Genomic DNA, 20,477 nt, shown 5'->3' with positions numbered 1-20,477 from the left:
GCGAGCAATCTCGTCCCTGTATGGGACGGGATTTTTTTATTATTATTGGAGGTGGTTTCCTTGGGAATTACGAAGTTCAACTTGCACAAGTACAGAAAGCTGGCGAACGTCTGAAAGGAGTGATCCATAAGACACCGCTTCACCTTTCGCAAACATTCAGCCGGATGTGCGGCTGCGAAGTATACTTAAAACTAGAAAACTTGCAGAAAACAGGGGCCTTTAAAATCCGCGGCGCCTATAATAAGCTCGTCAGTCTATCTTTAGAAGAAAGGAAACGCGGTCTGATTACCGCTTCTGCGGGTAACCATGCACAAGGTGTGGCGCTTGCCGCCCAAAAATACGGTATCCCTGCAACCGTCGTTATGCCAGCGCATGCTCCAAAGACAAAAATACAGGCAACAGAAGGATACGGTGCGCGCGTCGTGCTGCATGGCGCCACATATGACGATGCCTGCGCCAAAGCTAGGCAAATTGCAGCGGAAGAAGGGAGTACGTTCGTGCACGCGTTTGATGACCCGGATGTCATCGCCGGGCAGGGAACCATTGCGCTCGAAATATTTGAAGCGAATCCTGATTTGGATGTCATTGTCGTCCCGATCGGAGGCGGCGGTCTTATCAGCGGTATCGCCGCAGCGGCCAAGGCGCTCAAACCTTCCGTCAAGATCATCGGCGTTCAACCTGCAGAGGCAAATTCCGGCTACTTATCCTGGAAGGCAGGAAAACAGGTGCTGATTTCACATCCCGTTTCCATCGCAGACGGACTGTCTGTAAAAATGCCGGGAAAACTCCCGCTCGCCATGATGTGCAAATTCGTAGATGATATTATTCTTGTGACCGAAGAAGACATCAAGCAAACCATGCGCTTGCTGCTTGAGCGAAGCAAAGTGTTAGCCGAGGGCGCGGGCGCTGCTGCCCTGTCTGCACTTATTTCAGGCAAGCTTTCCCTGCCAAAGCAAAAAGTCGCTTTCGTAGTAAGCGGCGGCAACGTGGATCTCACCCGTCTATCTATGCTCGCCTCCCAGGCGCTCGTAGGATAGAGACTATCTCAAAAGGTCATTTGATCGCAAACGGAATGCAATATTTTCTATGCGTATATATGGTAACGCAAAAGGGTGCCCCATCATTTTTGGGACACCCTTCTTATTTTTTAGTTATAATAAAAAAAACATTCCACTATTAAGGAGATGATGCAAAATGCAGAAAGATCAGGAATCATTGCTAGAATTTATCAGAGATACATTGAAAAACGGTACGGAAGACGAACAGCAAATTCTCTACCTCGCGCGCCAAGCTATCGAATATATGCGTGATCGCAAACGCAAAACTGCTTATTTGTCCGGTTTTCTCGGATTGCAGGGAGAATATCTGGAAGATGGAACATATCGTTTTGAAGTGCCGATCACCCCGTTTATGCTCAACGGTTTAAACATTGTGCACGGCGGTATTACGGCTACATTGGCTGATGCAGTCATGGGCTCAGTTGCAAGCCGATCGACCGGATATAAAGTAGTAACAACCGAGATGAATGTTCACTATTTATCGCCAGGAACAGGGGATAAACTGATCGCTACCGCGTCCGTTCTCAGAAGGGGCAAAACATTGTGCGTGTGTGAATGCAAAATACATAATGACCAAAGCCGACTCGTTCTGGCAGGTACCGGGACGTTTTATCTCATCGAGCCAAGATAGCATTCTTTGCACTCATCCATTGCTGAGCCGTCCATGTAGGTACATGCGGTGTAGCACCGTAGAACAGATGAGGTGATGACACGCCCCTAAACTTGGGTGTTGTCCAAAACGGAAACGGCTCGCGGACGCTAATACCCCAGGTATCTGACCGCTTCAGCCGTGTGGAGTGTCTGTCAAACCGGAAAGTACAGATAGTCCCTGTCCAAATCCAGCGTAAAGGAATAAAATACTACAATTTATTGAGTTTGATAAATCAAGTTTCTAATCTCGTGATCGTTTTCTAATGTTATCGTGTGCTGTCCTTTACTTGTAACATAAAAAGCAATCTCTCTGGTATTACCAACTACTTGATTTTTTGTAATTTTCACCCCGGAACTATGACCTTTAACAACAAATGATTTGTCTTGAGAAATCGTATACGATTGGTTTACTACTATGTTTTTGAAATAGAAATTAAATACTGGCTTGTTTACTGTTACGCCGTTTACTAAAGTCGGCACTGATGATTCAACTCTTACTTCGTATGCATCGCTTAATGATAAAGGAATTACATCCTTTTGAGAAGACACAACTTGGGCAGAATCCTCTACTTTGACATCTGATTTTTCTATGGTCACTTTGTATGCATCACTTAACGACAAAGGAATAGGTGCCTTTTGATTTACAGCATTTGCATCTGGGGATGATGAAGGTGTAGCGATTTCATTAGCACTAACTGATTGACCGCCAAACATCAAAAAAACTGTAAATAATGAAGAAAACATTATCGTTTTTCTCATAAAACCTCCCCTTTTCAAAAATTGTATTTTTTTCAATTTTTATACAAAATATTATAATGTACAATTATATGTTTGTAAATAACTAAAAATGACCTTCCCCTCACTATACAAGTAAAGGAAAGGTCATGGAATCATTTGTATAAGCAAAAAGGCTTTCGGAAGACCGAACAGCCTTTTTGCTTTATTTTACGCGCTGTGCCGCCGACTCGGGCAGCATCTCTTTTTCCTGCTTTGGAAATTCCACGCCTTCTACTTTCACATTGACCTCGACTACGCGCAAACCTGTCATTGATTCAACCGCATCTTTTACATTTTGCTGTAGATTCCGGCATACTTCATCTATTTTCGAACCGTATGAAACAATAACGCGCAGGTCAATGGCCGCTTCAAATTCCCCGACTTCCACAGATACTCCCTTTTGCACATTCTTACCGCTGACCCTACGCGCCAGTCCCTCGGTAATTCCGCCTGACATCCCTGCGATACCCTCGGTTTCGCTTGCTGCGATTCCAGCGATTACGGCCACTACATCGTCCGCAATGCGTACAACTCCGTTTCCTTTTACATCATCAGTCATGGGAATTCCTCCTTTGTGTACCTAGTTAGTTTTCATTTTATTCTTTCAAATGGGCAATGACAACTTGTTTGCCGAAAGCGTCGTAAAATTTTCTAAAATGCGAGCAAGAATTTTGAAAGTTCCTCCATCTTCTCCCGCCGTACGCGGTAACACACAAACGTTCCGCGCTCCTCTGTTTCCACAAGTCCGCTATCTTTCAAGATTTTCAAATGGTGTGAAACGGTGGACTGGGCCATGCCAACAAGAGAAACGATATCACCGCAATAATATTCCTCCTGCTTTGCCAGCAAATCCAAAATGTTCAGGCGTATCGGATGACCGAGCGCCTTGCACACTTTTGCCATTTCCTCAAACTGATTATCCATAGTTCCCTTAACTCCAATCATTGCCTTTTTGTTCTCTTTTCATTATACACATGTTTTTCTTTCTTATCGTTCAAAATATGGATAACTACGCTCAAACTTTGTAAATGGAGGTTCCTATGAACAGAAAAAAGGGTGCATGGCTTGTCTGCCTTTGCGTGGCGTTCGTTTTGTTATACGCAAGTTTTCCCTGGATTCCACACCAGATTACACACGCTTTTAGCAAACAAACGGTGTATGTCGGCTCGTCTGGGCCAGACGTAAAGGAAATGCAAGGTCGGCTAAAGTTTCTTGGTTTCTATACAGGAAAAGTAGACGGCGTATTTTCATGGCGCACATATAACGCGCTGCGTAACTTCCAATACGAATTCGGTTTAAAAATTGACGGTATTCTCGGACCAAAAACGAAATTGAAGCTGTGGCAAGCGACGAAAAATTGGCGTCCTGGCCCGGGTGAAACCGCTGCTTCATCTCCGTCGCCGAAACCAAGCGAAAAGCTGCCAAAAACCAATATGGCCCTATCAAAAAACGAATTAAAAATTATGGCGAATGCCGTATACGGCGAAGCGCGCGGGGAACCGTACATAGGACAAGTCGCTGTAGCTGCGGTTATTTTGAACCGTACAAAGAGCCCATCATTCCCTGATTCCCCAAGCGCCGTCATTTTTGAACCTGGAGCTTTTACGGCAGTGGCGGACGGCCAAATCTGGCTGACGCCAAACAAAACGGCGGAAAAAGCGGTTCAGGATGCTCTTAACGGCTGGGATCCTACCGGTGGCGCTCTTTATTACTTCAACCCGGATACAGCCACATCACCATGGATTTGGACACGCCCGCAGATTAAAAAGATTGGAAAACACATTTTCTGCAAATAAAAAGCAAAGACAGACGTACCTCGCGAGTTTTTTGCTACTTACATGATAAGAAAAAACGTAGCGGGTGGGAACTTAGTTGCTCACCCGCCTGCTTTATTTTTATTCCTGCATTCTTGAATCAAAGCGGCCGGAATGCTTTTTCATGTCCGTCCGCCGCCATTCCCGCCAGATGGCCGGGAAGACATTGATCAAGTAACCCCAAAATGTAATAAACGATTCGCCCGTTTCTCTCACTTTGTATGGGATGTCTACTTCAGCGAGACGATAACCCTGGCGCACAATATTCATTGTCATTACCTGGGCGTAGTTATAATCATGAATAATGTCCATATCTCGCAACACCGGACGCGAAAAAGCGCGAAAGCCGGTTTGTCCGTCCGTAATCCATTTGCGCAGAAGCAACATCTGCAGCGCGGTAAAAAAGTAATTACCAAGCCGGCGATACAATTTCATGCCGCGCACGCGTCGACGAAAACGGGAAGCGAGCACATAATCTGCCTCGCCTTTCAAAATCGGCGCTACCACACGCGGGATATGATCAGCCGGGTATTCGTCGTCCGCGTCGATCATCACCGCAAGATCGGCACCCAGCCGATATGCTTCTTTCAACCCTTCGCGCACTGCAGCGCCTAATCCTCTGTTTTTGGAAAATGTCATAATATGTTCCGCGCCAGCGCGCTCCGCTGCTTCCACCGTACGGTCAGTCGAACCGTCATTGACAACCAGTATTTCCACTTTTACATCCGGATCAAATGCATGCGGCACTTTGGCAATAACCGTACCTACGGATGCTTCTTCATTGAATGCGGGAATAACGATGATAAGCTTCTTCATCTTCTATCGACTCCTCCGCTTTGAATGCTTCTTTTAGGATCGGTCCGCGCGCGTGATCGGGCAGCGGTACGCCTAGCAAAGCGCTAATGGTCGGGGCAAGCGATACAATGCTGCGAAATTCTTCCACCCGCTTCCCACGCTGAATCATTGGACCATGCATGAGAAACGGTACGAACCGCTCGCCAACATCCAGATGACCGTGTCCGCCAATCCCGTTTCCTTGGCCATGATCCGCCATAACAATAAACGCCGTTTCATCCATTTCGCCGCGCTTCGTCAGCCAGGCGTGAAAATCAGCGATAAGTTCATCCGCTTCTTTTATTTTCTCTAGATATTCCGGGTATAGCACACCCCGGCTATGTCCGGTCTGGTCTACAGCAATCATCTGTACAACAAACAAATCAGGATTTTCCCGCTCGTAAATGACTTTGGCCTGCTCCATAATCTTTCTATCAACAATATCGTTGTGCGAAACCGCAGTGAAACTTTCAACATAATCACCGAATGCATCGATCAGATGCGCGCACCCGAACAGCACTCCCTTTTTTCCCTGCTTTTTCAGTACGTCGAATATGCTTTCCACTTTCACTAATAAACTCCATACCATATTGGATTTAATGCCATGTTCGCTCGGATACGTTCCCGTAAACATAGAAGAAAAGCAGGTAACGGTGCGAGCTGGATAAATCGTTTCCATCGTTTCATACACGGTTCCTTCCTGCATCAAACGATGCAAAAACGGCGCATCCGCTTCATAAAGACGCTCTTTGCGGCAACCATCAATAACAACCACAACCACCTTTTTTGCCAGCGGCTTTTTCGGCAAATCAGCCGGATCGGTATATGTTGGGTATTCTACCGGCTTCCAATTAAATAAATATTTGTGAATCATGTATGAAGCTACAAGCAGCGCCGCTGAAAACACCACTAGCTTTCCCAGAAGTGCCGCTGGCTCTGGCGCATTATAAATCGCTGAAAAAACAAGAAGCTGAAGAAAAAACTTCGGCGCTTGCTCAAAGACATTACCACTGGTGGAGTCCGTATTTTTCAAGAATAGTTTCCAGATACGCAAGAAATTCCACCAGGTTGTACCGATCCGCAAATGATAATACAATGTTCCCCAGAAAAACACGGTGAAAAAAATATACATACCAAGACTAAACAGCAACAGCCCTATATCGAGCACACCAAACAGCCAGGTCGCGGCAAGCAGAGGCAGCCATAAAAACCATCGTAAATACAATGGAAAATCATACGCATAATAAATTACAAACAACGGCAATAAGCAGAGTAGAGCCACAAAAAATTTATCTGTCTGCCAGTCGGTTGCCACATAGTAAAGAAATGCAATGCCCGTTACATATACAGGAGTAAATGTCTTCCCTTCGTTCAACACATTCCAGCAGCGGGCCGCAATAATTTCAAACGCTGACGCTTTTTTCATTGTCGTTCTCCTCTCCCGCAAAGATAAAAGCCGGCTGCGCCGGCTCTCATGCTTCTTTAATCTTTGCCTGACTCTCCTTCGCATACTCCATCCCTTCCGCCGCGTCTTTCCGTTCATTTCTGCCGCGTAAAAGCAGATACAGCCCTAGGAAGTATCCCCAGTAAACCAGGCATTCTTCCAGCGAAGGGGAGGATGCATATCCAAACAACGCTTTAAGGAAAACACCTACATCTCCGGAAATAACAGGCGTATGTCCCGTATCGCGAATATAGTGCTGCTCATCAATCGGATGCTCTGGCATAAACCACGTTAAGTCATATACATGAGGCACGAGCGATCCGAGAATGTTCATATCCTGCAAAATTGAAATCGCCTGCACGATTAATCCAGCGGCAATCAACACAATAAATGCTCCGGTTACTTTGAAGAAAGTTTTAAGCGGAATGCGCATTGTTCCGCGGAAGAACAGAAAGGAGACAACCGCTGCAAGCACGATGCCGCCAAACGAGCCCCACGTTTGCATCGCTTTTCCAATATCGCCACCCGTAATCGCCGCGAAAAAAAATACCGTCTCAACCCCTTCGCGTAAGACGACGAGAAATGCGTGAACTACCATGCCAATCACGTTGCCCGTCGTAATAAACCTATCATATTTGCCCTTCATTTCGCTTGAAATATCCTTCGCTTGCGCCGCCATCCAAAACACCATTTGCGTGAGCAAAAGACCGGAAATGATCATAATCCCCACTTTCATGTAGGTCTGTGCGCCCATCGTAGCGAAGCCATCCAACACTACCTGGAAGACCAAGGCGAGACCAAGCGAAGCAATGATCGCAAGCGCTGCACCTAACCATACGTATTTGGTGAATTCAGGACGGTTGACCCTCTTTAAATAGGAGGTAATAATTCCGACAATGAGCAACGCTTCCAGAGCTTCGCGGAACGTAATTAAAAAAGCCTGCAACTCCATGCTCGCCACTCCCTCAAAATCACTAATCAATAATTATTTTCATTCTCATTATAAGTGGAAGAACGGGTGAAATCAATTATCCATTTCGGATACAATTGCGCCATTCCACTTTCCGATCTGGACGAATCTCATACAAAATAATGCGATGATACGTCGGGTACAGCCAAGGGTTTCCCGTAAAACGTGCGCGTTCCCTGACATATTGCCGCAAGATCGGTTTATGAAAGCCTTCCAAGACCGCATCGGTCATAAACACGGATTCAGGCTGCGCTCTCAGGCTAAGAACCGATGTTTGAAACACAGGCCAGCCGCGCAAACGAACCACCTGTAGCGACGGATGACGATAACGCATCACTCGTTCTTCTTCGTATGTGTACACCACACCTGAAGCCGGCAAATGTAGCGCGGCATAATCCGCAAGCTGCACCATCGGTGACGCCTGCGTCCGCTGATCATGAATCTGTGTCCAGCTCACCGCCGCCATACATGCGGCAAATGCCAGCAAAAAGACTCTCCCTGCTCTCCGCCAGCTTAGGAAACCAAACGCAAGTCCCTGAAGCAAAGGAACAAGCAACGGCAAAATATGGCGCGGTTTCTCTACATTCTGAGCAAAAAACGCCCACCAAAAATACGGAACAATCCACATAAAAAAAAGTCCGGCTTCACGCCAACGTGTACGCGCTGTCCGACGCACTTTCTTTTGCACCATCCACCATCCGACCAGAGCTACCGGCAAAAGAACAAGCACGCCCAGACTTATCCAGTGCTGTCCCGGCCATGGCGCGCCCAGCCCCGCCGCCAGCCACTGGCGTAACATCCAATAGCCAAAACGCTCCATGATATTTCCCCCGGTGTACGCGCCACCCCAATCGGAGAAATGACCGCCAGTAAAAGCGCGCGCAAGCTCCCACAGCCCTTGCATGCTTCCTACGTTCACCGCCATTGCATACACCCATAACAACGACACAAGAGCGGCTCCAAACGCAGCATTCGCCACGTCCATCCACCGCTTTGTATCCCGCCCATATACATATCCGGCCCAAAGCGGTACAGCTCCCAGCATGATATATGACACCCGTACACCGTACAAAAGTCCAAGCAAAATCCCGCTCACCAAAAGAGCCAGTGCTCGTCGCCGTTCGCCAAGCGTTCCATCCAGCGCACGAAGACTGCTTGCGACAAGCAATGTGGCCAGCAATGTACCAAAGCTGTCTGATAACGGCTGCGTCCCGAGCACAACCGAAAGCGGCGCTACAGCCCACAACAAGCAAGCGGCATCAGCCACCCGCTTTCCGCCGCAACGTAAAGAGATGCTATATAACGGGAAAACGGTAAGCGATGCCGCCACGGCGGATAGCGCGGACAGCGCAAGAAAGGGATTGTCAGTCAAACTGCCGAATAAAAACGCAACCAGCATATATATCGGGTAACCGGGAAAATGAGGCTGCATCGCTGCCAAATCATACTCTTGCAGCCCTAGCGCAAAATCCACATCATCCCATCCACCCGGTCCTTGCGCCAAAAACGGCAGACGGACAAGCAACGCCAAGAAGGTTATCAATGCTGCGCGCTTCATCGTTTATCCGCGCCGTTTGCGCATCGTCCGAAAAATAATGAATCCAAGTACGATCACGATCACCGCGAGCGGAACCCAGTTTTTCAAGTCACTGATACCAGTGGATGTTTTTTTCGCGTTTGCCGTATTGCCCGGTCCTTCGCCCGGTTTAAAGTGGCCAACTTCTATGTCTTTCAATTGAAACTTGTCCTGTAGCGTTTTATAAATCTCTTCTTTCTTTTCCTTGTATTTGGCCTGATCCGGCTCTTTTATCCCAACGCCGAACAAGCCCGGGTTGCCAAGCGAAGCAAGCGCTTCATCGAACGCAGCGCGCACTTTTTGGTCAAGCGCTTGGTTTTTTTCTTTCACGATCGGGGAAAGTGCTTCGTATGTAGCCCTTGCTTTTGCAAGCAAAAGTTTATTTTGTTCATAATTTTTAAAGTCTTTTTCTACACTCTCCATGCGACGTGCGATGTTCAGCACGAGCACTTGATGATACGCTTTCAGGGCCGCTTCTTTATCTTTATCCTCAAGCGCCTGAATCATCACTTTCGCCGGCTCAGGCCCCATGTGCATGTCCAGTTCTCCCTTAATAGACTGGAATACTTGAATCGCTCCGCTGTAATCCGGAGGATCCTGATTCAATTTTGCCGCCACTTGTTTGTAGTTTTCCGCTACGGCCTCTTCGTTTGGATTGCCGTATGAATACGCCCACGCCGGCACCGGCGCAAGCGTAAACATAAGCAAGCAAACAAAGAGGGCGGAAATGAACGCTGATTGTTTCATAACCATGCCCCCTGCTCTTTATGATATAATTTTTCAATTATTTACCGTAGGATGTAAGCTTGTCAAGCGCTGGTGTCATTTCTTTATAAATTGCTTCCGCTTTTTGCTTATCGCCTGCTTTCACGGCATTCAAATGTTGTTGCGCCTGTTCAAGCAGCTTATCCGCCTTCGCCTTATCTCCCAGCACTTTCGGTAAATCCAATTTTATCATATCGAGAAAAAGCGCACCTTCTAAAGAAGTAATCACCGCTTTGTCTTGTCCCCAATTTTTGAATGATTCGTCATATTCACTCTTGGCTGTAGCTGTAATTGCACGAATATACGCTGCATTTATTTTGCCACCTTTGATCGTTTTCGGATCGTTGGACAGATCAAACTGTTGGTTAATATAATCCGCAGATTCCTTATCATGCTTTGACAGGTATCCCTGAAGCGATTGGAAGAACGCCCACCCCTCAGCCTGCATCTCTTTCAACTTCTCCTGCTTCTCACCTTCTTGGACGCCTTTTTCAATTTTGTAAGCGTAGCCTTTTTCACCGCCAGAAGCGAGATAGAAACCTTTCATGAGCAATTTATCAACCATTTGTTTGCCGAGATTGTACGCCAGTTTATCACCTTTATCAATAGCGCTGTTCATTTCGGAAAATCCGGTATCAATGGCGCTCAACAGCTGAGTCTGATACGCGTTATCGCGCTTCTCCATCGTGCCTTTCAAAGAAGCTTCATAAACTTCTTTTGCGGTTGCTACCGCTTTTTTCGCTTCTTCTTTATTGTCAAATCTGTCGTCCGCCTGCTTAAACTCGTAACGTGCCGTCAAAAATGCCGTTTTCTGAAGCAGTTTATCGACGATTTGGCCCACTACTGACGCAGGCATCTGTCCCGCTTTACCGGCGGTAAGCGCTGCAGTCAGCTGCTCATCAACCTTTTCTTTATATTCTCCATCCAGCATCTGAACGTGCTGCTTCAGCTTTTCGTCGTATGCTTTCTGCGCCTTATCCCAATCTACCGGCGTTTTGTCTTCACCTTTCTTCACCAAGCTAACAAGTTCTTTTAACGCGGAAGTATAAGCGGTAGCATTAAATTGCCCTTCTTGCGGCTTGTTCGATTCTGTTTTCGTTTCCGTTGCCTGCGCCTGTTTACTCTCCGTCTGCGACTTAGCTGCTTCCTGTCCAGTACCGCATCCAGATAGTACAAACATCGTCGCGACTGCTATAGTGGTCAATACTTTCCATGCTTTCATTATCGAAATCCCTTCTCCCTCTAGGTGCTTATAAAGATAATACAGATAATACAGTAAAATTTATTATCATTTCATGTTCGCTATATAGTTTAGTGCGAATGATAACTATTGTCAATAAAAAGAAAGAAACTTATTCTCCGTTATAACATTTTTTATCGCCCCATCCCTCTGTACTGAAAACCAGCGCGTTCCCAGACGCTTCTGTTATACAAATTACGAAAATCAAACAACACTTTTTTCTTCATTACTCTACCCAGCTTTTCTGCATCAAGCGCAAGAAATTCGGGCCATTCAGTCAATACCAGCACCGCGCAGGCCCCCTTTGCTGTTTCATACGGATTCTTCCCGTATGCCAGCTGTTTCCTCCACCTCTTTTTCGCATTGATGAGCGCCTCCGGATCATACACCGAGACTTGTGCGCCTTCCTTAAGTAACTGTTCGATAATGGCAACAGCCGGTGATTCGCGCATATCGTCCGTTCCCGCTTTGAACGCGAGCCCAAAAACAGCAAGCCTAATGCCTCTTAAATCAGAAAATTCTTGTTTTACTTTTTCCGCCACATAAAGTTTATGCCGTTTATTGCTTTCGATTACCGCTTCTACAATCGTAAGCGGCGCTTCTGCTTCCCGCGCGGACAAGGCGAATGCTTCCGTATCTTTCGGCAGGCACGAACCTCCGTAGCCAGGTCCTGGCGACAGATACTGGTTCCCAATGCGCGGATCGGCTCCCAACGCCTTCACCACAGCTGTGACATCCGCCCCCATCGCATCGCACAGCCGCGCGATTTCATTTATAAAAGCAACTTTCATCGCCAAAAAGCTGTTGGCGCTGTATTTAATCATTTCCGCCGTTCTGAAATCCGTGATTAAAAACGGTACCCCGGCCTTTACTAGTGGAGCGTACAGCGCTCGCATCGTTTCTACCGCTCGTTCGCTTTCCGCGCCGATAACAATCCGAGCCGGATGGAAAAAGTCTCGCAGCGCTTGCCCTTCTCTTAAGAACTCTGGGTTAGCCACCACATCGCAGGACCATCGACCTTGTGCCGTTTTACGCAGCACATCCTGCACCTTTTCACATGTACCAAGCGGAACTGTACTTTTAATAACGACAACCGTATCCGTCCCGCTATGCCGCCCGATGGTTTCAGCCACTTCCAACACCGCTGATACGTCAGCGGCTCCTTTTTCCATCCCTGGTGTTCCTACCGCAATAAAAACGATATCCGCCCATGTGACACCTTCCACAACGTTTGTTTCAAATGAAAGCCTTCCCTCCGCCACCTGCTGGTGCAGCTCTTCTTCCATCTCCGGTTCGTAAAACGGAAGGTCTCCTTCGGAAAGCAATGCGATTTTCTTTTCATCTATATCGAAACAGCGAATTTTGTTGCCGAAATGAGCCAGACCAGTAGCTACGGCTAGCCCCGCATATCCCGCTCCGATTACAGCTATTTTTTTCATTTTCCGTTTCTCCTATCGATATGTGAAAAATTTTTGCTTTTTTCTTCTTCTTTGTTTTACACTATTGTTTAGGTTATTCATCCGCAAACCAAAAATCAAGGAATCGGTGAAGAAAGCGAGGGAATTTTTTGAATCAGAAAATGTTTTTTGCGCTCGTCATCGCGCTGACAGCGCTAAGCGGCTGGGCACATTACTTCACCCAATCATCCGGCCTGCAATTTGTCACAACCTCGGCGGCCATCATTATGCTGGCTTCGCTTCTCGGCCGCGCAACGGAGAATGTCGCCCATTACGCTGGCGAACGCATCGGCGGCTTTCTGAACGCTACGTTTGGCAACGCGGCTGAACTTATTATCGCCATTTTCCTTATTAAAGAAGGTTTGTTCGACATGGTGAAAGCGAGCATCACTGGCTCCATCATCGGGAACTTGCTGCTCGTCCTTGGACTCAGCGTTATCGCTGGTGGCCTAAAATTCAAAGAACAGCGCTTTAACCCGATTCTGGCCGGCCATAACGCGTCGCTCATGCTGCTTTCCGTAATCGCGCTGTTTATTCCGGCCGTATTTCTTAAACAGTTGAAGCCGGAGCGTATCGACACACTGAGTTTGATTATCGCTGGCCTTCTTATTATCGCTTACATACTGTGGCTCATCTTCTCTATGATTACGCATAAAGAAGAACTGGCCGATCAGGCGGTTGAAGAAGAAATCGAGGAAGGTCAGCGCTGGGGGAAAGGATTCTCTATTATTATGCTGGTAGTGGCTACCGTCTTCGTCGCGATTACAAGCGAGTGGCTGGTGCATAGTATTGAAGAGGTGGCACACGCCCTCGGCTGGTCCGAAATCTTCGTCGGTGCCTTCGTGATTGCGATTGTCGGTAACGCTGCCGAACACAGCGCAGCTATCTTCCTCGCATTGAAAAATAAAATCGGCGCGTCCGTGGAAATCGCGGTCGGCAGCAGCCTGCAAATCGCGCTATTCGTGGCACCAACGCTCGTTTTTGTTAGCCTTATCTTCGGCAAACAGATGGATCTTATATTCACGGCGTACGAATTAGCTGCCATCGGCGTAAGCGCGTTTATCGCGTCGTCCATCTCCCGCGACGGAAACACCAACTGGTACGAAGGCGTGCTGCTCATTGTCGTGTATGTTATCCTTGGCGCCGCGTTTTACTTTCTATAAAAGGAGTGAGAAAATATGGCAGACGTTATTACCATCAGCGGCAATGTAAAATACAGCATTACCCTTGATCCAAGCGTCTGGATTTTCGATGATCGGAAATTCAAATTAGAGGATTTCTTTGCGAACATCGGCCAAGAAAAAACTGAAGGTGCTGATGATTCTCTTATGAAAATCGGGCAACGGTGGGATCGCGAATTAACGCAAGGTGTCGCCCCAACGCAACAAAGCGAGAAACTGTTCGCAGAAAAGAAAAAAATCGTGGGCGATTACGGTATGAACCTTGGCCCATTCCTGAAAAACGCGGAACCGAACGAAACCGCTTCTACCCTGGTTTGTAAACGGGAAAGCGGTGAAGAAATACGTATTCCTTTAAGCGAGGCATATGAAGCGGTTGTCTGTTTCGCGATCGACGGCAAACCGATCCGCAAAGATGGTCCCGTTTACCTGTATTATGGGGATGGCCGCAACATGGACAATCCCATTAAAGGGATTACCGGATTCGAAATTATATAATCTATACACAAAAACCTGGAAGAAGCATTCCTTTCTCCGGGTTTTTGTGTATATGGAAAACATCTGTATATATCACACCTGTTAATATTTATTTTCTGAGGCAAACAAACTTCTTGTCGACAAAAAAAGACTCCGCAAAAGCGGAGCCAAAAAACAACAACTCTCAACCATTTGAATAAGTTGTCATAAAAAGAATAATATAAAATTCAGCAAGAAACAATAGAAAATTTAGGAAATCCACCTGTTTTTACGCAAAAATCGACAAAAAATTAGCGCTTTGCCTCTAAAATTTTATGCGGCACCCGATGACGTTCCAAAAGTGCAAGAAACGTTTCTTCTTTCTGGAAAGATAATCGACAACTCAACGTGCTAGCAAAATAAAGATGAATCCTTTCCTCTTCTCCAGCCAAAAAACGAAGACGATACACTTCATCCAAATCCTGAAGGCCGAAGAAGTAAGTAAGCCGTTCAGGCGTAAGCTTTGTCGTAAAGGTCCGGCTCAACAACACGCCGTCCTTCCGGTATTCGCGCTGTTCTGCTTTCTGCGCGCCCATCAGCGTCAAGAATGCCACCGCCCTCTCCATTCCGGCAAACTTAACGATTTCCGCGTCATTATATTCGATCTCTACGTCTGTCAATTCATCCTGTAATGCTTGCAACATACAGTAAAACAGCTTGCGAATCACCAGATTGCCGGGAGAAAGCCTGTGATCATCAAAGCGGTATACGTATTGTGCTTCCTGCTGTTTGTTATTCGTAATTCTGTGCAAGTATAAATACTGCACGACGCTTCCCCTCCGCGTTTTACTGCCGTTCTTTAATGCGCTTTAATGCCGCGTGATCCAGGCGCTTTAACAGCGCCAGCAAAAGCTGTTTAGCCGCCTCATAATCATCGCGATGAATAATGGCTGCGTGGCTGTGGATATAGCGGGCCGGAATGCCGATAACAGCCGATGGAACCCCTTTTCCCGTCAAGTGTACTCGTCCCGCATCCGTTCCGCCCGGAGAAACGAAAAATTGATAACGAATGCCTAACTCTTCAGCCGTATCAATCATAAAATCACGCAACCCTGGCAACGTTACCATCGTCCGGTCCATAATACGCATCAATAGCCCTTTCCCGAGCTTGCCCATCCCTTCCTTGAGACCCGGAATATCCCCGGCCGGACTTGCATCCAACGCAAAGAACACATCCGGTTCGATCATGTTTGCCGCCGTCCCGGCGCCACGCAAGCCAACTTCCTCCTGCACCGTCGCTCCGCCATAAATTATGTTCGGGTGCTTCGCATCTTTCATTTCCTGCATCATTTCCACGGCAAGCGCGCAACCATACCGATTATCCCATGCTTTAGCCATCATCTTCTTCGGATTTCCCATTACCGTGAACGGACAAACGGGCAAAATAGGCTGTCCGGGACGGACGCCAATTTCCTCTGCGTCTTCTTTATTATCCGCTCCGATATCGATGAACATATCTTTTATATCCATCGGTTTATTCTTTCTGCTTTCCGGCAACACATGCGGTGGAATGGAACTGATAACGCCCATGATCGGGCCGTTGTTCGTGATAATCTGTACGCGTTGCGCCAGCAGAACCTGGCTCCACCATCCGCCCAGCGGCTGAAACTGGATAAACCCTTGATCCGTAATGCGTGTTACCATAAAACCAACCTCATCCATATGACCAGCTACCATAATTTTCGGGCCGTTCTCGTCGCCGCGCAGCACACCAAAAATGCTTCCCAAATTATCAAAAACGATCTCATTTGTCGTTTCACTTATGTACTCCTTTATAATGGCACGAACTTCTCCTTCAAATCCAGGAGCACCGCACGCTTCTGTTAACCGTTTAAACAGCGTCATTTGTTTATCCATACAATCTTACCCCTTTACCCTTTTTCGTATCTTTCTTGAGCATACCAGAAAAAAACAAAAAGACCAATTAATCAGCCTTCTGTAAAACAGCCGCCCGGCATTTGCGGGCAATTTCCGGTACGGCAATTCCAAGCAAAATCACAGCTACGCCAAACCATTGCCAAGCGCTTACGCTTTCTTTCAACACCATATTCGACATAAATACGGCCATGGGAAGCTCTGCAGCACCTAAAATCGTAGCAAGCCCTCCACCGATATGAGGCACGCCGAGCGTAAAAAAAAGCGTCGGAATCACACCGCCGAACAGGGCCAAAAGCAGTGAATACACAAGCAGTCCTTCCGCAAACGCTCCATTAATAAGAAAGACAGGTGGGTAAACCAGAAACGTCACAAGTACCGAACCGGTAAGAATGACAGCGGAACGTGTGTAAGGATGAAGATCTTCTGAAGCTTTTCCGCTAAAAATAACAAACATCGCATACGTAAATGCGGAAAGAAGTCCGTATACCACCCCGATCAGCTTAAGCTCTCCGAATGTCGAGGAAAATATGCCACCAGCCAGTACCGTACCGATGGCAAGCAAAACGAGTGCCCCTATTTTTTCCCAGCCGGGCCGCCTCCGTTCCATTACAGCTTCTGCCAGCACACCGATCCAGGTGAACTGGAATAGCAGGACAATCGCAATCGAAGCCGGGACATATTGCAAAGATTGATAATAAAACACACCGGTCAGTCCGCTCATCACACCGATTCCCATTAGCACAGGCCAATGCTTTTTTTTCAATCTTGGCTTAGAAAATAAAAGCGCAACCGTCCACATGAATGTCATAGCCAAAAACATCTGGCTACCGCTGACTTCCGCTGGCACAAACCCCGCTTGATATGCGAGCTTAACGAATGTTGATAATATTCCGTAACTGCACGCACCGAGAAATACAAGCAGCACGGAACGCCAGTACACCATCTCTACGCCATCTCCTTTCTGCAATGTAGGCTTCTTGTCAACTCTCCACCTATGGCTAACGCTTATAGGTAGGGGGAGTCTGTGCGATTTTAGATAAAAAAACTGCCCTTTTATTGTACTACATTTCTATACAAACAATGACAAACATATCCCGTCCCCGATCAGGGAACCATGTTATCAGGAGGTGCTGGACTGATGAGAAAAGGGATTATCCCGATCGCGCTCGGAACGGCCGTTACGTTGACCGGGCTTAGCATGATGAACCGTCGCCATACGGATATTCAGCCTAACAATTCTTATGCTTGGGGACTGGCCGGCTTTGGGCTTGCTCACATCGTGCTCGGCGCTATCGACGCGGCGCGTGATAACCAAGATGAAGGGAAAGACTTTTTCTAATTGGTAACATCCTTTCTCAATCATTATACCTGTTCAAGCAAAAAAGCCAGCAAATGACTTGCTGGCTTCGCCAATTTCGACAAAAATAGTGTTAACTAAATACCGGTTCAGCAAATTTCGCCAATTTTTCAAAAGAGCTTTTGTCCACATCCGCATGCAAACTATTGCCATGCGAATCCATCGTAACAATGGCAGCAAACCCTTCTACCTGAAGGTGCCACATTGCCTCCGGAATACCAAATTCAAGGAAATCAACACCTTCTACTTTCTTCACGCAATCTGCATAGTACTGGGCTGCGCCTCCGATAGCATTGAGGTATACGCCGCCGTGTTCCTTAAGTCCCTGAAGTGTTTTCGAGCCCATACCGCCTTTGCCGATAACAACACGAATGCCGAATTTCTTCATAATATCCGCTTGATACGGCTCCTCACGGATGCTTGTCGTCGGACCAGCCGCTTTGACGTGCCATTCACCGTTCTCATCTTTCAACATAACCGGACCACAGTGATAAATAACGCCGCCATTCAAATCAACCGGACAGTCGTGATCCATCATGTACTTATGGAAAGCGTCACGCCCTGTGTGAATCAGACCGTTAATAATCACCACATCGCCCACTTTCAGGCTGCGCACTTGTTCTTCTGTAATTGGATATTGCAGGACAACCTGACGGCGCTCTTCCGCCTGCACTGGCTGCTCTTGCACACCCTCATTCAGGTCAATTTTTCCTTCTTCTTTATATAACCAGTCCTTAATTGCACCAGTTGCCGGGTCAATCGTTACCCCCTGACGGCGGAACGCCCAACAGTTGTAGGCCACGGATACGAAAAAACTTGCAGGCAGACGATTTATGGCGCCGATTTTACAGCCCAATAACGTTGTTTCACCGCCGAAGCCCATCGTACCGATGCCAAGTGCGTTCGCCTTTTCCATAATGTAGTCTTCCAGTTTCGCAAGTTCCGGGTTCGGATTCACATCATCCACTTTGCGGAAGAGCTGCTCTTTTGCAAGCGCATAACCGGTCGTCCGGTCACCGCCAATGCCCACACCAATAAAGCCGGCGCTACAGCCCTGTCCCTGCGCCTGGTATACGCTATGCAAAATGCATTTACGGATACCATCCAGGTCACGGCCTGCTTTGCCAAGCCCTTCAAGCTCAGTCGGAAGGCTATACTGGATGTTTTTGTTCTCACAGCCGCCGCCTTTCAAAATCAGCTTCACTTCAATTTCGTCTTTCTCCCATTGTTCGAAGTGAATCACCGGCGTTCCCGGTCCAAGGTTTGTGCCGCTGTTCTCACCGGTCAATGAATCGACGGAGTTCGGACGCAACTTGCCGTTCTTTGTTGCGAGTTCAATTGCTTCCTGAATGGCTTTCTTCATTTCAATCTGATTCGATCCTACTGGTGTATGCACTTCGAACGTTGGCATACCAGTGTCCTGACAGATAGGCGATACATTTGTTTCCGCCATTTCAATATTTTGTGCAATCGTAGCTAGAGAAAGAGCCGCACGAGTGCCCGCGTTTTCTTTTTGTCTTGCTTTTGCAATCGCTCTGCGCACATCCGGAGGCAGATTGGTGGATGTTTCGACGATCAGCTTGTATATGCTATCCTTAAACTGTTTCATACACTCCTACCCCTTTTTGTGAAAAATCACTTTCAATTGTTTATTATATCGGACATTTCCCGAAGGGGAAAGGAATTTATCTATGCTGAATCTTTTAGGCTTTTGGGAAAGAAAATATGAAAATCACAGTCCGCCTCGTTTCATTCCCCACCATATCAATACGGCAAGCAAGATAAAGGCTCCCGCTTTTATAAATGGATTCCCTTTTTTTCGAGGCAACCCAACAATCGCTGAAGCAAGAAAACCGCCGATAAGCCCCCCCAAGTGGGCATAATTATCGATAATCTGCGGTGATAAAAAACCGATAGCCAGGTTAATTCCAAGCACAACAAGAATATTTGTCCCAAGCGTTTGAAAAAACAAGGATTTATTCTGTGTGCCAAAATATAACAGCGCGCCAAACAAGCCAAATATTGCGCCAGACGCCCCTGCGGAAAGATTGGGAGAAAACGCAAAGCTCCCTACGACCCCACTGATGCCAGCAAGCATGTAAATGATAAAGTACCTGACCGAACCATATAACTGCTCAGTCAACGTTCCCAGAGAATATAATGCAAACCCGTTAAATAGAATATGCATCAAACCAATATGCAAAAACATCGGAGTAATAAAGCGCCACCATTCTCCTTCAAGAATCAGCGGTGTATATTTTGCCCCGAAAAAGAGAAGAACGCGAGGATTTTGGCTTCCTCCGCTCAGTTCCATCAAAATAAACAGCGCGATAATAATGACGAGGAAAAAATACGTAAAGCGCGGCCTGCCGTAAAAAAACGTTTCTCGCAGTTCCCGCTCCCGTTCCACTTCTGTCTGTTCGATGCGCTGCATCCAATACGAAGCCGGAGGATCATTTTCCGAAATCTCTGTTTCCGCAAACAAAGCCGAAGAATACAGCATATGATTTCCCGAGCTTTCCCCCTTGCTTATCCAGCGTCTCTCTAAAAGCGCATAAGCGGCAACATCGAGCGAAACTTGGAATTCGTCTATCCCTTGCTCGGCGCGTAGCGCTTCCCGCATACTATCCGCTACCGATTCATAACATACATATACGATCCTGCCTTTCATAGCCCGCACGCCGAACCGCCTGCGCAAATCTTCTAGGCGCGCGGCACTCTCCCGCACATCATATATCAGCGTGCCTTCCCATAAAAAGTCGGCGAGCCGAAGCTGGATGTAGTGGCACTCTTTTCCTTTCTGCCGCAACAAATGAACGATCCCTTCTTCTGAGTGAAGCACCGTATAATCTTCTTCTACCACAAGCCGATATGAAATTTTCCATATGTACTGATATGCAATGGTGTTGTTCAAAAAATTCTTCCTTTCTATGTAAATATCATTGATCCATCTCTTCCAACA

Annotated in this window: 21 protein-coding genes and 1 other annotated feature (1 of these 22 cut by a window edge); of the genes, 6 read left to right on the top strand and 15 right to left on the bottom strand. The window is 47.0% G+C overall.

Annotation, left to right across the window (positions count from 1 at the left end):
- Positions 1-21, top strand: a binding site (T-box leader) (it extends 249 nt beyond the left edge of the window).
- Together ilvA and ACH33_RS06065 are read left to right on the top strand one after the other, a co-directional pair.
- Positions 21-1,037, top strand: coding sequence for a threonine ammonia-lyase (ilvA, locus tag ACH33_RS06070; RefSeq protein ID WP_057898197.1), 1,017 nt, complete (start codon positions 21-23; stop codon positions 1,035-1,037). Its footprint overlaps the feature before it by 1 nt.
- A 157-nt stretch (positions 1,038-1,194) precedes the next feature.
- Positions 1,195-1,689, top strand: a complete 495-nt coding sequence (locus ACH33_RS06065) for a PaaI family thioesterase (RefSeq protein WP_057898196.1) — start codon at positions 1,195-1,197, stop codon at positions 1,687-1,689.
- A 236-nt stretch (positions 1,690-1,925) separates the two neighbouring features.
- On the opposite strand, the gene ACH33_RS06060 is transcribed toward ACH33_RS06065, so the two are convergent.
- From ACH33_RS06060 to ACH33_RS06050, 3 genes are all read right to left on the bottom strand, one after another.
- Complete coding sequence (locus tag ACH33_RS06060) at positions 1,926-2,468, bottom strand: hypothetical protein (RefSeq protein WP_057898195.1); 543 nt, start codon at positions 2,466-2,468, stop codon at positions 1,926-1,928.
- A gap of 181 nt (positions 2,469-2,649) precedes the next feature.
- Positions 2,650-3,045, bottom strand: a complete 396-nt coding sequence (locus tag ACH33_RS06055; RefSeq protein WP_057898194.1) for an Asp23/Gls24 family envelope stress response protein — start codon at positions 3,043-3,045, stop codon at positions 2,650-2,652.
- Positions 3,046-3,137: 92 nt separating this feature from the next.
- Positions 3,138-3,410, bottom strand: a complete 273-nt coding sequence (locus tag ACH33_RS06050) for an ArsR/SmtB family transcription factor (protein WP_162265004.1) — start codon at positions 3,408-3,410, stop codon at positions 3,138-3,140.
- A gap of 116 nt (positions 3,411-3,526) precedes the next feature.
- Here ACH33_RS06050 and sleB point away from each other — a divergent pair, with 116 nt between their 5' ends.
- Positions 3,527-4,282: a spore cortex-lytic enzyme gene (gene sleB / locus ACH33_RS06045; protein WP_091260368.1), complete on the top strand. Its 756-nt coding sequence runs from the start codon at positions 3,527-3,529 to the stop codon at positions 4,280-4,282.
- Positions 4,283-4,381: 99 nt separating this feature from the next.
- On the opposite strand, the gene ACH33_RS06040 is transcribed toward sleB, so the two are convergent.
- The 7 genes from ACH33_RS06040 to ACH33_RS06010 all read right to left on the bottom strand — a co-directional run bounded on the left by ACH33_RS06040 (position 4,382) and on the right by ACH33_RS06010 (position 12,568).
- On the bottom strand, positions 4,382-5,116 hold the full coding sequence (locus ACH33_RS06040) for a glycosyltransferase family 2 protein (protein ID WP_057898191.1): 735 nt from the start codon (positions 5,114-5,116) through the stop codon (positions 4,382-4,384).
- Positions 5,079-6,560 (bottom strand): alkaline phosphatase family protein, encoded by a 1,482-nt coding sequence (locus tag ACH33_RS06035; RefSeq protein ID WP_057898190.1) that lies wholly within the window; start codon positions 6,558-6,560, stop codon positions 5,079-5,081. Before ACH33_RS06035 ends, ACH33_RS06040 begins: the two co-directional genes overlap by 38 nt.
- Before the next feature lie 46 nt (positions 6,561-6,606).
- Positions 6,607-7,530, bottom strand: coding sequence for an FTR1 family iron permease (locus ACH33_RS06030; protein WP_057898189.1), 924 nt, complete (start codon positions 7,528-7,530; stop codon positions 6,607-6,609).
- 76 nt (positions 7,531-7,606) lie between these two features.
- Complete coding sequence (locus ACH33_RS06025) at positions 7,607-9,106, bottom strand: glycosyltransferase family 39 protein (protein ID WP_057898188.1); 1,500 nt, start codon at positions 9,104-9,106, stop codon at positions 7,607-7,609.
- Between the two features lie 3 nt (positions 9,107-9,109).
- Positions 9,110-9,871 carry a hypothetical protein gene (locus ACH33_RS06020; RefSeq protein ID WP_057898187.1) on the bottom strand — a complete coding sequence of 254 codons (762 nt, stop codon included), beginning with the start codon at positions 9,869-9,871 and terminating at the stop codon, positions 9,110-9,112.
- Between the two features lie 37 nt (positions 9,872-9,908).
- The gene (locus tag ACH33_RS06015; RefSeq protein ID WP_057898186.1) at positions 9,909-11,111 is read right to left on the bottom strand and encodes a hypothetical protein; all 1,203 of its coding nucleotides are present in this window, start codon (positions 11,109-11,111) and stop codon (positions 9,909-9,911) included.
- A gap of 152 nt (positions 11,112-11,263) precedes the next feature.
- The gene (locus ACH33_RS06010) at positions 11,264-12,568 is read right to left on the bottom strand and encodes a UDP-glucose dehydrogenase family protein (RefSeq protein WP_057898185.1); all 1,305 of its coding nucleotides are present in this window, start codon (positions 12,566-12,568) and stop codon (positions 11,264-11,266) included.
- 128 nt (positions 12,569-12,696) lie between these two features.
- Between ACH33_RS06010 and cax the strand changes: the two genes are divergently transcribed.
- The gene (gene cax, locus ACH33_RS06005; RefSeq protein WP_057898184.1) at positions 12,697-13,749 is read left to right on the top strand and encodes a calcium/proton exchanger; all 1,053 of its coding nucleotides are present in this window, start codon (positions 12,697-12,699) and stop codon (positions 13,747-13,749) included.
- 15 nt (positions 13,750-13,764) lie between these two features.
- Entirely contained in the window at positions 13,765-14,262 is a 498-nt protein-coding gene (locus ACH33_RS06000; RefSeq protein ID WP_057898183.1) for a hypothetical protein, read from the top strand.
- Between the two features lie 269 nt (positions 14,263-14,531).
- Here ACH33_RS06000 and ACH33_RS05995 read toward each other — a convergent pair whose 3' ends face one another.
- From ACH33_RS05995 to ACH33_RS05985, 3 genes are all read right to left on the bottom strand, one after another.
- Positions 14,532-15,047, bottom strand: a complete 516-nt coding sequence (locus ACH33_RS05995) for a hypothetical protein (protein WP_057898182.1) — start codon at positions 15,045-15,047, stop codon at positions 14,532-14,534.
- Positions 15,048-15,066: 19 nt separating this feature from the next.
- Positions 15,067-16,137, bottom strand: coding sequence for a M42 family metallopeptidase (locus ACH33_RS05990; protein WP_057898181.1), 1,071 nt, complete (start codon positions 16,135-16,137; stop codon positions 15,067-15,069).
- A 67-nt stretch (positions 16,138-16,204) separates the two neighbouring features.
- Complete coding sequence (locus ACH33_RS05985; RefSeq protein ID WP_335338944.1) at positions 16,205-17,125, bottom strand: EamA family transporter; 921 nt, start codon at positions 17,123-17,125, stop codon at positions 16,205-16,207.
- A 171-nt stretch (positions 17,126-17,296) separates the two neighbouring features.
- Between ACH33_RS05985 and ACH33_RS05980 the strand changes: the two genes are divergently transcribed.
- Entirely contained in the window at positions 17,297-17,497 is a 201-nt protein-coding gene (locus tag ACH33_RS05980; RefSeq protein ID WP_057898179.1) for a hypothetical protein, read from the top strand.
- A gap of 91 nt (positions 17,498-17,588) precedes the next feature.
- Here the strand turns inward: ACH33_RS05980 and ACH33_RS05975 are convergent, their stop codons facing one another.
- Together ACH33_RS05975 and ACH33_RS05970 are read right to left on the bottom strand one after the other, a co-directional pair.
- Positions 17,589-19,124: a fumarate hydratase gene (locus tag ACH33_RS05975; protein WP_057898178.1), complete on the bottom strand. Its 1,536-nt coding sequence runs from the start codon at positions 19,122-19,124 to the stop codon at positions 17,589-17,591.
- Positions 19,125-19,247: 123 nt separating this feature from the next.
- Positions 19,248-20,429, bottom strand: a complete 1,182-nt coding sequence (locus ACH33_RS05970) for a rhomboid family intramembrane serine protease (RefSeq protein WP_057898177.1) — start codon at positions 20,427-20,429, stop codon at positions 19,248-19,250.
- Positions 20,430-20,477: the final 48 nt, after the last annotated feature.

It is taken from the genome of Aneurinibacillus sp. XH2, from assembly GCF_001439585.2.
Taxonomy (GTDB): domain Bacteria; phylum Bacillota; class Bacilli; order Aneurinibacillales; family Aneurinibacillaceae; genus Aneurinibacillus; species Aneurinibacillus thermoaerophilus.
This window is presented reverse-complemented; position numbering and strand designations above follow the sequence as displayed.